At 62.4% G+C, this 13,178-nt stretch carries 12 protein-coding genes; 3 read left to right on the forward strand and 9 right to left on the reverse strand.

Annotated elements, in window-relative coordinates; all coding sequences use genetic code 11:
- Positions 1-20: 20 nt before the first annotated feature.
- The 5 genes from fabD to ACOSV0_RS14890 all read right to left on the reverse strand — a co-directional run bounded on the left by fabD (position 21) and on the right by ACOSV0_RS14890 (position 4,261).
- Entirely contained in the window at positions 21-956 is a 936-nt protein-coding gene (gene fabD / locus ACOSV0_RS14870) for an ACP S-malonyltransferase (RefSeq protein WP_434106922.1), read from the reverse strand.
- A gap of 111 nt (positions 957-1,067) precedes the next feature.
- The gene (locus ACOSV0_RS14875) at positions 1,068-2,057 is read right to left on the reverse strand and encodes a beta-ketoacyl-ACP synthase III (RefSeq protein WP_434106923.1); all 990 of its coding nucleotides are present in this window, start codon (positions 2,055-2,057) and stop codon (positions 1,068-1,070) included.
- A complete protein-coding gene (gene plsX / locus ACOSV0_RS14880; protein ID WP_434106925.1) occupies positions 2,057-3,163 on the reverse strand; it encodes a phosphate acyltransferase PlsX in 1,107 nt (368 codons plus the stop codon). The genes ACOSV0_RS14875 and plsX overlap by 1 nt, the downstream gene beginning before the upstream one ends.
- Positions 3,164-3,335: 172 nt before the next feature.
- Positions 3,336-3,515: a 50S ribosomal protein L32 gene (gene rpmF, locus ACOSV0_RS14885; protein ID WP_006051932.1), complete on the reverse strand. Its 180-nt coding sequence runs from the start codon at positions 3,513-3,515 to the stop codon at positions 3,336-3,338.
- Positions 3,516-3,616: 101 nt separating this feature from the next.
- The gene (locus ACOSV0_RS14890; RefSeq protein WP_434106926.1) at positions 3,617-4,261 is read right to left on the reverse strand and encodes a DUF177 domain-containing protein; all 645 of its coding nucleotides are present in this window, start codon (positions 4,259-4,261) and stop codon (positions 3,617-3,619) included.
- A 223-nt stretch (positions 4,262-4,484) separates the two neighbouring features.
- On the opposite strand from ACOSV0_RS14890, the gene ACOSV0_RS14895 reads away from it, so the two are divergent.
- Positions 4,485-5,099 carry a Maf-like protein gene (locus tag ACOSV0_RS14895; protein WP_434106927.1) on the forward strand — a complete coding sequence of 205 codons (615 nt, stop codon included), beginning with the start codon at positions 4,485-4,487 and terminating at the stop codon, positions 5,097-5,099.
- Positions 5,099-5,818 carry an SAM-dependent methyltransferase gene (locus ACOSV0_RS14900; protein ID WP_434106928.1) on the forward strand — a complete coding sequence of 240 codons (720 nt, stop codon included), beginning with the start codon at positions 5,099-5,101 and terminating at the stop codon, positions 5,816-5,818. Before ACOSV0_RS14895 ends, ACOSV0_RS14900 begins: the two co-directional genes overlap by 1 nt.
- A 118-nt stretch (positions 5,819-5,936) precedes the next feature.
- Here ACOSV0_RS14900 and ACOSV0_RS14905 read toward each other — a convergent pair whose 3' ends face one another.
- The 4 genes from ACOSV0_RS14905 to ACOSV0_RS14920 are packed head-to-tail and all read right to left on the reverse strand — an operon-like array spanning position 5,937 to position 9,057.
- Positions 5,937-6,941, reverse strand: coding sequence for a S49 family peptidase (locus tag ACOSV0_RS14905; protein ID WP_434106929.1), 1,005 nt, complete (start codon positions 6,939-6,941; stop codon positions 5,937-5,939).
- Positions 6,942-6,969: 28 nt separating this feature from the next.
- The gene (locus ACOSV0_RS14910; protein WP_434106930.1) at positions 6,970-7,374 is read right to left on the reverse strand and encodes a Rieske (2Fe-2S) protein; all 405 of its coding nucleotides are present in this window, start codon (positions 7,372-7,374) and stop codon (positions 6,970-6,972) included.
- Positions 7,371-8,030 carry an HAD-IIIA family hydrolase gene (locus tag ACOSV0_RS14915; protein ID WP_434106931.1) on the reverse strand — a complete coding sequence of 220 codons (660 nt, stop codon included), beginning with the start codon at positions 8,028-8,030 and terminating at the stop codon, positions 7,371-7,373. Before ACOSV0_RS14915 ends, ACOSV0_RS14910 begins: the two co-directional genes overlap by 4 nt.
- A complete protein-coding gene (locus ACOSV0_RS14920; RefSeq protein ID WP_434110296.1) occupies positions 8,023-9,057 on the reverse strand; it encodes an RluA family pseudouridine synthase in 1,035 nt (344 codons plus the stop codon). The genes ACOSV0_RS14915 and ACOSV0_RS14920 overlap by 8 nt, the downstream gene beginning before the upstream one ends.
- Positions 9,058-9,789: 732 nt before the next feature.
- Between ACOSV0_RS14920 and ACOSV0_RS14925 the strand changes: the two genes are divergently transcribed.
- A complete protein-coding gene (locus ACOSV0_RS14925; protein ID WP_434106933.1) occupies positions 9,790-13,107 on the forward strand; it encodes an Rne/Rng family ribonuclease in 3,318 nt (1,105 codons plus the stop codon).
- Positions 13,108-13,178 lie beyond the last annotated feature (71 nt).

Here is a 13,178-nt window from a genome sequence, read left to right on the forward strand (position 1 = left end):
TGTGTCTTATGAAGCGGCGTTCAGCCCGCCGTCACAAGCTTGAGCGTTTCTTCGAGCGAAGCCGGGTCGAACACCGAAGCGCCAACCAGATTGCCGTCGATACGCTTCGTCAATCCTGCGAGGACCTTGCCGGGACCGCATTCGATCACATGCGTGACGCCTTGCGCCGCCATCGCCTGCACGCTTTCGACCCAGCGCACCGGACCGGCTGCCTGACGCACCAGCGCGTCCTTGATCTTTGCCGGCTCGTTGACCACCTCGACGTCGACATTGTTGATCACCGGAATCGACGGCACCTGCACGTCGATGCTGGCCAGATACTCGCGCAACTGATCCGACGCAGGCTTGAGCAGCGACGAGTGGAACGGCGCCGATACCGGCAGCGGCAACGCCCGCTTTGCACCCTTCGCCTTCGCAACTTCGCAGGCCTTTTCGACGGCGGCCTTGTGACCGGCGATCACGACTTGCGCCGGCGCGTTGAAATTCACCGCTTCGACTACGCCGGCGATCGACGCTTCGGCGCAAACTGCGCGCACGGTATCGTCGTCGAGGCCGAGAATCGCGGCCATGCCGCCGACACCGACCGGCACCGCCGTTTGCATGGCTTGCGCGCGAAAACGCACGAGCGGCACAGCATCGCGAAACGCGATCGCGCCCGCCGCGACCAGCGCGGTGTATTCGCCGAGGCTATGACCGGCGACGATGGCCGGCTTCGGGCCGCCCGCCTGCTGCCACGCGCGATAAATCGCGTACGCGGCGGTCAGCATGACCGGCTGGGTATTGGTGGTGAGATTCAGATCTTCGACGGGGCCTTCGGCGATCAGCTTGCCGAGGTCCTGATTGAGCGCATCGGACGCTTCCTGAACCGTTTCACGCACGACCGCGTGATCGGCGAATGCGTTAAGCATGCCGACCGACTGCGAGCCTTGCCCAGGAAAAACGAATGCAAATTTCATATCGTCCCCAAAATCGATGTTGTCAGATGTGGGTGGCACGCCCGGTTGATGGCGAGCGCGCTCAAGCGTATTCGAGCGCCGCGAAGAGCGCTCGCCATAACGTCGCCGCTATTAGTAGCGGATAACCGACGCACCCCAGGTGAAGCCGCCGCCGACGCCTTCGATCAGCACGTTCTGGCCGCGCTTGATGCGGCCGTCGCGCACAGCGACGTCAAATGCGAGCGGAATGGACGCAGCCGACGTATTGCCGTGCTCGCCCACCGTGACGACCATGCGTTCCTGCGGCAAGCCGAGCTTGCGGCAGGTGCTTTGCATGATGCGGATATTGGCTTGATGCGGAATCAGCCAGTCGATCTGATCAGCCGACAGATTCGCTTTTGCAAGCGCCTCGACCGCGACCTTTTCGAGCACGTTGACCGCGAGCTTGAACACAGCCTGCCCGTCCATATGCAGGAACGCGCTGCCCTCGATCACGCCGCCGTTCACGTTGCCCGGCGTGCAGAGAATGTTCGAATGGCTGCCGTCGGCGTGCAAAGCGCTCGCCAGCACGCCCGGTTCTTCGGACGCCTGGAGGATCACCGCACCCGCACCGTCGCCGAACAGCACGCAGGTGGTGCGGTCCTTGAAATCGAGAATGCGCGAGAAGGTTTCTGCGCCGATCACGAGCGCCGTACGATGCTGGCCGCCGCGAATCAGACTGTCCGCCATCGCAACCGCGTAGGCAAAGCCGGAACAGACGGCCTGCACGTCGAATGCCGCGCCGTGGTTCTTGATGCCGAGCTTGTTCTGCAACAGGCACGCGGTACTCGGGAACACAAAGTCAGGCGTGGAGGTTGCAACGATGATCAGATCGATGGCTTGCGGATCGATATCGGCCGCTTCGATCGCGCGCTGCGAGGCGATCAGCGCCAGATCGCTGGTGGTGACATCGGGTTCGGCGAAGTGGCGCGCATGGATGCCCGTGCGGGCAACGATCCATTCGTCGCTCGTCTCGACGCCCTGCCTGGCGAGACGTTCGGCCAGATCCTGATTGGTGACGCGCCCGGGCGGCAGGTAGCTGCCGGTGCCCAGCACGCGAGAATAAATTGTCGATTGAGCCATTATGCCTTCGAGGATTGCGCAGCGTAGGGCTCGGCCGGCTGGCCTGCGATCGGGCTTGCCTGACCCGCACCGCTTGCGTCGCGCGCCGCCTGTTCCAGAGAACTCGCGTTCTCTTCCATTGCTCGCGCAAGGCGTTCCAGCACGCCGTTTTTGACGGCATCATACCCGCGTTTGATAGCCCACTCAAACCCATAGGCATCCGCCGAGCCGTGGCTTTTGATCACCAACCCGCGCAGGCCCAGCAATGCGGCCCCATTGTATTGCCGATGATCGACGCGTTTCTTGAAGCGCATCAATACCGGCAATGCGAGCACCGCCATCACCTTGGTGAGCCACGAACGACCGAACTCTTCCTTGATGATGTTGGAGAGCATCTGCGCGAGGCCTTCCGACGTTTTCAGCGCGACATTGCCGACAAAACCGTCGCAGACGATTACGTCGACCGTGCCCTTGAAGATGTCGTTGCCTTCAACGTTGCCATGAAAATTAAGTGTACTCGCGCGCAGCAGTTCGCCGGCACGCTTGATGGTGTCGTTGCCCTTGATGACTTCTTCGCCGATGTTGAGCAGGCCGATGGTGGGCCGCTCGCGACCTTCGAGCGCGGACACGAGCGCATGCCCCATCTCCGCGAACTGCAGCAGATGCTGCGGCTCGCAATCGACGTTGGCGCCCAGGTCGAGCATCATCGTGTAGCCATTGGGATTGGGCAGTGCGGACGCAATGGCCGGGCGTTCGATACCCGACAGCGTTTTCAGCACATAACGCGAGACCGCCATCAGCGCACCGGTGTTGCCGGCGGAAATGCAGGCTTGCGCCTCGCTTTCCTTGACGCGATTCAGCGCCACGCGCATGGATGAGTCTTTTTTCTTGCGCAGCGCGACTTCGACCGAATCGTCCATGGCGACGATCTCGGAAGCAGGTACGACGGTCAGCGCCGGCAGGTCTTGAGCCTTCAACTTCTTCATCTGCGCACGAATCGCACTTTCAATGCCGACGAGCAGCAGCTCAGCATCAGGATGCGAACGAACGAAGTTGACGGCAGCGGGAACGGTCACGGACGGGCCGTGGTCGCCTCCCATGCAATCTATCGTGAGCTTTACTGTCATGGAGTGCGACGAATTTCAGGCGCCCTGCATGGAACCGCAGCAAGCGCTAAAACGCCAAGTGCGATCGACACAAAAAAGCGGCAGTTGAATGCCGCCTTTTTGCCGAGCCGGGAAAATGTCAAGCGAGCTGATCGCCACGCGAAACGCCGAGGGGCGCAACGCAGTGGAACGATTAGTCGTTCTTCGTCTTGACGACTTTCTTGCCGCGATAGTAGCCGTTCGGGCTAACGTGGTGACGCAGATGCACTTCGCCCGTGCTCGGTTCCACGGCCAGCGGCGCTGCCGTCAGGAAATCGTGCGAACGGTGCATGCCGCGCTTCGACGGCGACTTCTTATTTTGTTGAACTGCCATGACTAACTCCTAAAAATTTTCCGAATTCTAACACAGCCCGACCCGGTGTCCGCCATCGACCGAATGGCCAATGCGCCCGCTTCGCGCTCCCATGCAACTGTTCAGTGCTTCTTGTCGCCCGGCTCACCGCGCTTGAGACTTTCGAGCGCCGCAAACGGATTGGGCCGCTCGGACTCACCGCCCTCACCAGCTTCGTCCGGCGCAGCCTCGTCGCCCTCGCCTTCTGTACCGGCCACACCAGAGACGAGGCTCTCGTGCACTTCGGGACACACCTCGTGCTTGGGCACGAGCGGCAAGGAAAGCAGCAACTCTTCTTCGATCAAGTCGATGAGATCGAACTGGCGCGAGCCCACGATCACTTCGACTTCATCCTCGTCGAGCGGAAACTCTTCGGCTTCCGCCTCAGTGTTGACGATCCGGTAAGTTGCGTCGACATTGAACGCCTGCAGATACGGCGTCATGCACCGCTGACATTCGAGCCATGCGGCGCCGTGAATCGCCAGCCTCAAATAAGGCTGCGGACCCTCGGTGCCGTCGTCCTGCAATTCCGGTTGCGTCGCCCCTTCGGCTTGCCAGGTGAACGCGGTATCGCGGTCTGGCGCTTCTGCCGGGACTTCGTTTAACATGCGCGGCAGTTGCGAGACGCGCACGACACCCGCGGCCTGCCGCCCACTCCGCGCAAATTCGAACAGATCGAGATCATGCGGGTCGGGCAGACCAGCAGGGTTGCCAGGATGATGAGTCATGTGCGCTCCTGCGTCGGCAAGGATTTCGCCGAGGGTAAATCGGTTTGCACGGTTTGCAAATCAGGTCCGCGAACTTCAGAAAAAGGTCCGCTCGCTCAATAGCATACCGATGAAAAGCCCGAAATCATATCCGTTTTGTCTTTTCGAGTCAAACACTTAAGCCCGTACATGCGCGAATTCCGCGCAACCCCGTACGCCCCGCCTCCCTAGCTGTTGGTTGACCATGCCAGATTCCCTCAATCGCCCGCCACGCCTGATTCTGGCGTCGAGTTCGCCGTATCGCCGCGAGCTGCTCGAGCGCCTGCGCATCCCGTTCGAAGTCGTCGTGCCGGCGATCGACGAGACGCCGTTCGCCGGCGAAACGCCCGAAGTGACCGCCCTGCGCCTCGCCGAGGCGAAAGCCCGCGCGGCAGCAGACAAACTGGGCACCGGCGAAGCCACGCTCGTCATCGGCTCGGATCAGGTTGCCACCTACGACGGCCTGCAGATCGGCAAGCCCGGCACGCATGACAAGGCGCTCGCCCAGTTGCAGGCGATGCGCGGCCGCGAAGTACTGTTCCATAGTGCACTGTGCCTGTTCGACAGTCGCTCCGGGACTGTGCAGGCCGCCGACGTGATCACCCGCGTGCAATTCCGCGACCTGCCGGACGCCGCACTGGACGCCTATCTGCGCGCCGAAACGCCTTACGACGTCGCCGGCAGCGCCAAATCCGAAGGTCTCGGCATCGCCTTGCTTGATGCCATTCACTCGGACGACCCGACCGCGCTGGTCGGCCTGCCATTAATCGCACTGTCGCGCATGCTGCTCGCAGTGGGTTACCCACTTCTGGGGGCGTGATGAGCGGCACCTTGTATCTGATCCCTAACACGCTCGGCGAAGGCGATGCCGACGCCCTCGACGCCGTCCTGCCCGCGCCGGTGCGCGCCCGCGCGGCGTCGCTCAACTATTACATCGGCGAAAACGCGAAAACCACCCGCGCTTTCCTGAAGAAAGTCGGCACTGAAAAACCGATCCAGGAAATCGAGATTCGTGAACTGAACGTCAACACGCCGGCTGGCGAGATCGACAAGCTGCTCGCGCCTTTGTTGGCGGGAACGGATGCTGGCCTGGTGTCCGAAGCCGGCTGCCCGGCGGTCGCCGATCCGGGCGCCCTGCTGGTGCGCCGCGCGCACGAGCGCGGCGTGAAAGTCGTGCCGTTTGTCGGACCGAGCTCGATTCTGCTGGCATTGATGGCTTCCGGCCTGAATGGCCAGAGTTTTGCGTTCCACGGCTACCTGCCGGTCGACGCCACTGAACGGGCCAAGCGTCTGCGCGACCTTGAACAGCAGTCGCGCAAAGCCAAACAAACCCAGATTTTTATCGAAACGCCCTATCGGAATAAGCCGCTGCTCGACACCTTGCTGGCGACGTGCGCGCCGTCCACGCTAGTGTGCGTCGCCGTCGATCTGACGCTGGAAACGGAAACCATCGCCAGCCGCACCGTGGCCGACTGGAAAAAGAAACCGGCTATCGATCTCCACAAGCGGCCGGCAATTTTCCTGATCCTCGCCGTCTGACCGCCGCTGCGGTGCGGCTCAAACCGATCGGCTCGCAGGATCGGTCGCGGTAGAACCAACAGCAAAAAAAGCCCCGCGCGATCAACATTCGATCGCGCGGGGCTTTTTCCGTATTGAATCACCGCAAACTCATCTTCCCGCCAAGCGCCATCGCGTGAACCGCGCCACTGCCGACGGCCGCACCGAACTTACGCGCCACGCGGTCCGTAATGCTTTCCTTGACCGTGTAATCGACGATATCCGGCGCCTTGAAGAGGTCGCGCGCGACGTAATCCGCGTCGCCGAAACCGTCTGCAAGCCCCAGTTCGACGCTCTTCTGCCCCGTCCAGAAGAGGCCCGAGAACATGTCCGGCGTTTCGTGCAGGCGCTTACCGCGGCCTTCACGCACGGCGTCGATGAACTGGGTGTGGATCTGGTCGAGCATCTCCTGCGCATGTTCGTCCATCTTCGGCGTTTCCGGCGAGAACGGGTCGAAAAAGCCCTTGTTCTCACCCGAAGTGTGCAAGCGACGCTGGATTCCCAGCTTATCCATCAAGCCAGTAAAGCCGAAGCTGTCCATCAGCACGCCAATCGAACCGACGATGCTCGCCTTGTCCACGTAAATCTTGTCCGCCGCCGCAGCCGCGTAATAGCCGCCCGACGCGCACATGTCGCCGACCACGACATACAGGGGGATCGACGGATACTTGGCGCGCAACCGGCGAATCTCGCTATAGATGATGCCCGCCTGCACCGGACTGCCGCCCGGGCTGTTACAGCGCAGAATCACACCGGCGGTGCCCGCATCGTCGAATGCACTTTCCAATGCGGTGTTGACATCTTCGGCGTTCGCATTCGTATCGGCAGCGATTTCGCCGTCAAGCGTCACCATTGCCGTATGCCGGCCGCTGGTCGACACCTTGTCGCCGGAGAAGTCGAGGACGCCCCAGATAGCCACCAGCACAACGACCAGGAACACAAAGCGGAAGAAGATCTTCCAGCGCCGTGCCGCGCGTTGCTCGGTGATTGCCGCAAGCGCAATGCGCTCGAGCGCGGCGCGCTCCCAGCCCGGCTCATCGGCAGGCGTGCGGGGGCGGCCTGTCAGGGACGGTTCCTTCGGTTCGGGAGTCAAATTGTCGGACATGCAGTGGAAAAGTCGCAGAAGAGAAAAATCAGGGCGCGGCCGGGCGCAGTTCGCCATCGGGCAGCCAGAACACGGCGCGGCCTTCAGGCGTATCCCGCTCGTCAACCTGAACGGGACGCAACCGGCCGCCACGGCACGGGCCACCGACGCATTTACCCGTATCAGGCGCGTAAATCGCGCCATGTGTAGCGCACATCAAGTATAAACCGGACGATTCGAAGAACTGCCCTTCCGCCCAGTCGAGCTCCATCGGCACGTGGGCGCAGCGATTCAAATAGCCGTATGCATGGCCATCATAGCGAACAAAAAATACCACCACGTCTGCGCCGCCGAGCGTGGCCGCGCGCCGCACACCCGCACCGCCGTCGAGCAGTTCTTCGGAGCCGCAAATGCGGACGGCCTGCGCCACCGCTTCGGTCGTCCCCGTACTCATGCGTTCTCTCGCAGCCAGCCGGACAGATCGCTGATGCTCGACGCGACGAATTTCGGCGACAACGCCGTCAACGAACCGGCAGGATGCGCGCCGTATGTGACACCGATGCCGGCAACACCCGCATTGATCGCCATCTGCAGATCGTGAGTCGTATCGCCGACCATCACTGTGCGCGCCGGATCCTGCCCCAGTTCACGCGTCAGTTCGTGCAGCATCGCGGGATGCGGCTTCGAGAAGGTTTCGTCCGCACAACGGGTGCCGTCGAACAGGCTCGTCAGCCGCGATTGATCGAGCGCGCGGTTCAGCCCGACGCGGCTCTTGCCGGTCGCCACGGCCAGCAAATACCCCTGATCGCGCAATTCCTGCAACATCTCGCGCACGCCGACGAACAGTTCGGTGGTCTGGTCCTTCACTAAATAATGGAAGCGGTAGCGCTCCGCCAGACGCGGGTAATCGGCCGGATCGAGCGTGGGGGCGGCGATTTGCAGCGCGTCGCGCAAGCCGAGGCCGATCACATAACTGGCGGCCTCGTCGGCGGGAACCGGCAGACCGAGATCGCGGCAGGCCGACTGGATGCTGCGCGTGATGTGCGCGGTCGAATCCATCAGCGTTCCGTCCCAGTCGAAGACGATCAGATCAAATTGCTCTCTAGCCATGCGGTGTCGTCTCCGGGTTTGACCCATTTTGTGATTCACGTAATTCATTGAGCTGCGCCACGAAACTGCGGCATTCGGCCGGCAGCGGTGCCTCGAACTGCACGGGCGCGCCGGTTGCCGGATGCGTCAGCTTGAGACGGTAGGCGTGCAGGAACATGCGCTTCAGGCCAGGCTTGGCGTTGGCGCGGGCCAGCGCCTTGTTCAGCGCAAAGTCGCCATATTTGGCATCGCCGACAATCGGCAGTTCCAGATGCTGCAGATGGACGCGAATCTGATGCGTGCGGCCGGTCTTCAGTTCCGCCTCGAGCAGCGCATATTCCGGCCAGCGGTCGATCAGATTGAAGACCGTGTGCGAGGCGAGGCCGTCGGCCTGGACGCGCACACGCCGTTCGCCGTCCGCGGTCAAATACTTGTGCAGCGGCTCCTTGACCGCGCGGCGGCGGCCCCAGTCGCTCGCCCATTCGCCATGAACGCACGCATAGTAGCGCTTATCCATCTTGTTCTCGCGAATCTGCTCATGCAGATTGACCAGCGCGGTGCGCTTCTTGGCAAGCATCAGAATACCGGAGGTCTCGCGATCCAGCCGATGCACCAATTCGAGGAATTTCGCCTGCGGGCGCGCCTCACGCATCTGCTCGATCACACCGAACGCGACACCGCTGCCACCGTGGACCGCCACGCCGGCCGGTTTGTCGATCACGAGCATGTGCTCGTCTTCAAAAATAATTTTGAAATCGGCGCCCGGCACCGGCGCCTGAGCAATCGCCTCGTTCGGTTGAGCGACGCGAATGGGCGGCACACGCACCAGGTCGCCCAGCTCGAGACGGTACTGCGCGTCTATCCGCCCCTTATTTACACGCACCTCTCCGCTGCGCAGGATGCGGTAAATATGGCTTTTTGGGACGCCCTTGCAGACGCGCAGGAGGAAGTTGTCAATGCGCTGTCCGGCCGCACTGTCGTCGATCTCGATCATCGAGACCTGGTCGCTTGCGACCGATTTCTGGGATATTTTGCCTAACTCTTTCATTATGAATATAATTTGCCCAGCAGTCTGCGGCGGCCGGCGCAGTGTCCGGAATTCGGGCGGATTGCACAGGCGCAAGCGATAAACCGTTATTTTACTTGCGCCGGGGTCTGGTTGCTCACCCTGAAAATGAGATGCAACATGTTGCACGCACGAAGTCAGTGCCCGGCAGGGACGGCGCCCACAGGCGCGTTCGGTCAAGGTCAGCTTCGACGGTAACGGAATTTTGGTAAAAAAGAATTTAACTTTCAGCTTCAGTATCGCGCGGTCAGACACCCTGTTATACGAAGCTGCGAGTTGCGAAAATACGGCGTGCGCCCGAGGCGTCTTGTAGAAAATACAAGACATGGCGACGTCAAAATGAGGCGAGACACCCCCAGCGAGAAAAGACGCGCCGACTGCGCGAACTTCCCGTTGCGGCATGACCGCAGCCTTCGACCCTCCGGTCACGCGCCCAGTTGGCGCACCGGCGCGAGTGGACGAATGGCTTATGAAGGTCTGCTGGCAGAACCCGCGGCGTGTCGGGTCGTTATTTGAAGCCGTGTTCGCATGTGCCCTGCGGCACCGTGCCCATTTTTCAATGGGACGGGGCCCTCTCAGGCAATTCTCCCGCCATTTTTCCCGCTCCAGCGTGCTTGTGAAAACACAATAAGGCGCGGCATGCCGCTGCCCTCCTGGCTCTCGCGACTGACAACCGCGCAGCCGAGGGTTAGCTAAGCCGCCTGGAGCCGTTCAATGAAACGAATGTTGTTCAACGCGACGCAGCAGGAAGAACTGCGCGTCGCCATCGTCGATGGGCAAAAACTCATCGATATCGACATCGAAACCGCCGGGCGCGAACAGCGCAAAGGCAATATTTACAAGGGCATCATTACCCGCATCGAGCCCTCGCTCGAAGCCTGCTTCGTCAACTACGGCGAAGACCGCCACGGCTTTTTGCCGTTCAAGGAAGTCGCCCGCCAGTATTTCCGCGACGGCGTCGACATGCGCTCCGCGCGCATCCAGGACGCGCTCCGTGAAGGCCAGGAACTGATCGTTCAGGTCGAAAAGGAAGAGCGCGGCAACAAGGGCGCAGCCCTCACCACCTTCATTTCGCTCGCCGGCCGGTATCTCGTTCTGATGCCGAACAACCCGCGCGGCGGCGGCGTATCGCGCCGGATCGAAGGCGACGACCGCCAGGAACTGCGCGAAACCATGGCGCAACTGCAATTGCCGGAAGGCATGAGCATCATCGCGCGCACAGCCGGTATTGGCCGCAGCGCCGAAGAGCTGCAGTGGGACCTGAACTACCTGATGCAACTGTGGCGCGCCATCGAAGCCGCGTCGCAAAGCGGTTCGAGCGGCCAGCCGATGCTGATTTATCTCGAATCGAGCCTCGTTATTCGCGCGATTCGTGACTATTTCCAGCCGGATATCGGCGAAATCCTGATCGACACCACAGAAATCCATGACCAGGCTCGCGCCTTCATGGATATCGTGATGCCGGACAATGTCAGCAAGGTGAAGCGGTATCACGACGACGTGCCGCTCTTCTCGCGCTTCCAGATTGAACACCAGATCGAAACCGCGTATTCGCGCACGGTACCGTTGCCTTCGGGCGGCGCCATCGTGATCGACCACACGGAAGCTCTCGTCGCGATCGACGTGAACTCGGCGCGCGCCACCAAGGGCGCGGACATTGAGGAAACGGCTGCACGCACCAACCTCGAAGCCGCCGACGAAGTAGCCCGCCAGTTGCGCCTGCGCGACCTGGGCGGTCTGATCGTGATCGACTTCATCGACATGGAATCGGCCAAGAGCCAGCGTGAAGTCGAGCAACGCCTGAAAGACGCGTTGAAGCACGACCGTGCGCGCGTCCAGATGGGCAAGATCTCGCGCTTCGGCCTGATGGAACTGTCGCGTCAACGTCTGCGCCCGGCTTTGTCGGAAGGCAGCCACGTGACCTGCCCGCGCTGTAACGGCACGGGCCACATCCGCGATACCGAATCGTCCGCGCTGCAAGTGCTGCGGATCATTCAGGAAGAAGCGATGAAGGAAAACACCGCGGCGATCCATTGCCAGGTGCCGGTCGAAGTGACCGCCTTCCTGTTGAACGAAAAGCGAGCCGAAATCAACAAGATCGAATCGCGCTTCAAGGTCAACGTCGTTCTGATCCCGAACAAGCACCTCGACACGCCGCATTACAAGCTCGAACGCCTGCGTCACGACGATGCGCGCCTCGACGAGCCGCGTGCTTCGTGGAAGATGGCCGAAGAAGCAGCCCGCGAACTGGAATCGGAAACCGGTTACAGCAAGCGCGCTGAAGAAGTGAAGCCGAAGCAGGAAGCCGCGGTCAAGGGCATCACGCCTGAGAAGCCGGCCCCGAGCGCGCCGGTCCGTCCGGCGGCAACCCCGGCTCCGGTAGCGGTCACACCGGCCGGCGGCGGCTTTATCGGCTGGTTGAAGAATCTGTTCGGCGTGCAGCCGGCCGCACCGGCGCCTGTCGCGCCGGCTGCGACCGACAAGCAGACGCGTCCGCAACGCGGCGAACGCACTGAGCGCGGTGAGCGCACCGGCGAACGCGGCGGCGATCGCAACCGCAATCGCCGTGGCGGTGCTGGCGGCCGTGATGCAGCGGGCCGTGGCGAAGGCACGACCGGCGGCCGTCAGGCTCAAGGTCAGCAACCGTCGCGTCGCGAGGAGCGCGAACCGCGTGAGGGCCGTGAAGCACGCGAAGGTCGTGAGCCGCGTGAAGCACGTGAATCGCGCGAGCCGCGTGCTAACCGTGAGCAGCGTGAACCGCGTGAGGCACGCGAAGGCCGTGAACCGCGCGAGGCTCGTGAGCCGCGTGAAGGTCGCGAGGGTCGCGAAAACCGTGACCGCGACAATCGTGGCAACGACCGTGCGGAAACCGTCGAGGGCGCACCGCGCGGCGAACGTGGCGAACGCCGTGAGCGTGGCGAGCGTGCTGAACGCGGCGAACGCCGCAAGCAGCAGCCCGAAGCAGCAGAGGCACTGACGCAGAACGACGCACAAACCGCGGAAGAACTGGCGCAAAACCAGACCGCCTTGGGCGAAAACGGTGCGCCGGTGGATCAGGAAGCAGTTGCGCGTGATGGTGAAGAGCGTCGCCGTCGCCGTCGCGGCCGTCGTGGTGGCCGTCGTGAGCGTGAAGAAGACGTGAACGGCAACCTGGCTGCGGACGTCGCGGAAGCTGAAGGCGACAACGCCAATGTGACCGACGAAGCACCGGTGCGCGTTGCGCATCAACCGGTCGAGCACAAGGCTGAAGTCAACGAAGCGCCTGCTGTTAAGCCGGTGGAAGTGGTGGTCGCTGCTGTTGCGACGCAAACCGCTGTCGTCAGCGAACTGCATGCTGTCGCCGAAACGCCGGCTCTGGCCGTCGAGAAGGCTGTGAAGACTGAAACGGTTGTGCCGGTCGCAGAAGCGCCGGCGGCACCGGTTGCGGTCGAACAGGCAGTGGAAGCGCCGGTGGCGCAAGCCGCTGCCGCGCCGGTCGAAGCCGCGCAAGCTGCGCCGGCCGCCAGCGAGACGGTTTCGCTCGTCGAACCGGTCGCTCGCTTTGAAACCCCGGTTGAAGCCCGGGTTGAAACCCCTGTGGAAGCACGGGTCGAAACGCCAGCAGTTGCTCCGGTGGTTGAAGCGCAAGCCGCACCGGCTCCGGTGGAAACCGTGGCCCCGGCAGCAGTGGTCGAAGCACCGGCCGCCCAGCCGGCGCGACAAGCCGATATCTTCGAAGCGCAACCCGTCGTTGCATCGGTCGCACCGGCAGTTGAAGCGGTCGTTGAACCGGCGGCAGTCGAGTCGGCGCCCGTTGCAGTTGCTGCGCCGCAAGCGCCGCGTAGTGCCGGTGTATCGGCGGAAGCCCTGAAGCCGGTGCTGGAACAAGCCGGTCTCGTCTGGGTGAACACCGACGCCGACAAGCTGCGAGCCGCGCAGGAAGCTGCTGCGCAAGCGGCCAAGCCGGTTCGCGTCGGTCGCGAGCGGAAGGCGTTGCCGCCGCTCGAAACGGCACCGATGCAAATGGTGGAAACCGGTAAGCACCCGCAATAAGCAAACCGCCGCCACGCAAAAAGCCCGCCCTCACCGGCGGGCTTTTTGTTTTATGGACGCCACCGCGCTCG

This window comes from Paraburkholderia caffeinilytica, assembly GCF_051027425.1.
Classification (GTDB): domain Bacteria; phylum Pseudomonadota; class Gammaproteobacteria; order Burkholderiales; family Burkholderiaceae; genus Paraburkholderia; species Paraburkholderia caffeinilytica_A.

Coding starts and splice junctions, on each gene's coding strand:
- fabD (WP_434106922.1), bottom strand. CDS start 956: ATGAAATTTGCATTCGTTTTTCCTGGGCAAGGCTCGCAGTCGGTCGGC.
- ACOSV0_RS14875 (WP_434106923.1), bottom strand. CDS start 2,057: ATGGCTCAATCGACAATTTATTCTCGCGTGCTGGGCACCGGCAGCTAC.
- plsX (WP_434106925.1), bottom strand. CDS start 3,163: ATGACAGTAAAGCTCACGATAGATTGCATGGGAGGCGACCACGGCCCG.
- rpmF (WP_006051932.1), bottom strand. CDS start 3,515: ATGGCAGTTCAACAAAATAAGAAGTCGCCGTCGAAGCGCGGCATGCAC.
- ACOSV0_RS14890 (WP_434106926.1), bottom strand. CDS start 4,261: ATGACTCATCATCCTGGCAACCCTGCTGGTCTGCCCGACCCGCATGAT.
- ACOSV0_RS14895 (WP_434106927.1), top strand. CDS start 4,485: ATGCCAGATTCCCTCAATCGCCCGCCACGCCTGATTCTGGCGTCGAGT.
- ACOSV0_RS14900 (WP_434106928.1), top strand. CDS start 5,099: ATGAGCGGCACCTTGTATCTGATCCCTAACACGCTCGGCGAAGGCGAT.
- ACOSV0_RS14905 (WP_434106929.1), bottom strand. CDS start 6,941: ATGTCCGACAATTTGACTCCCGAACCGAAGGAACCGTCCCTGACAGGC.
- ACOSV0_RS14910 (WP_434106930.1), bottom strand. CDS start 7,374: ATGAGTACGGGGACGACCGAAGCGGTGGCGCAGGCCGTCCGCATTTGC.
- ACOSV0_RS14915 (WP_434106931.1), bottom strand. CDS start 8,030: ATGGCTAGAGAGCAATTTGATCTGATCGTCTTCGACTGGGACGGAACG.
- ACOSV0_RS14920 (WP_434110296.1), bottom strand. CDS start 9,057: ATGAAAGAGTTAGGCAAAATATCCCAGAAATCGGTCGCAAGCGACCAG.
- ACOSV0_RS14925 (WP_434106933.1), top strand. CDS start 9,790: ATGAAACGAATGTTGTTCAACGCGACGCAGCAGGAAGAACTGCGCGTC.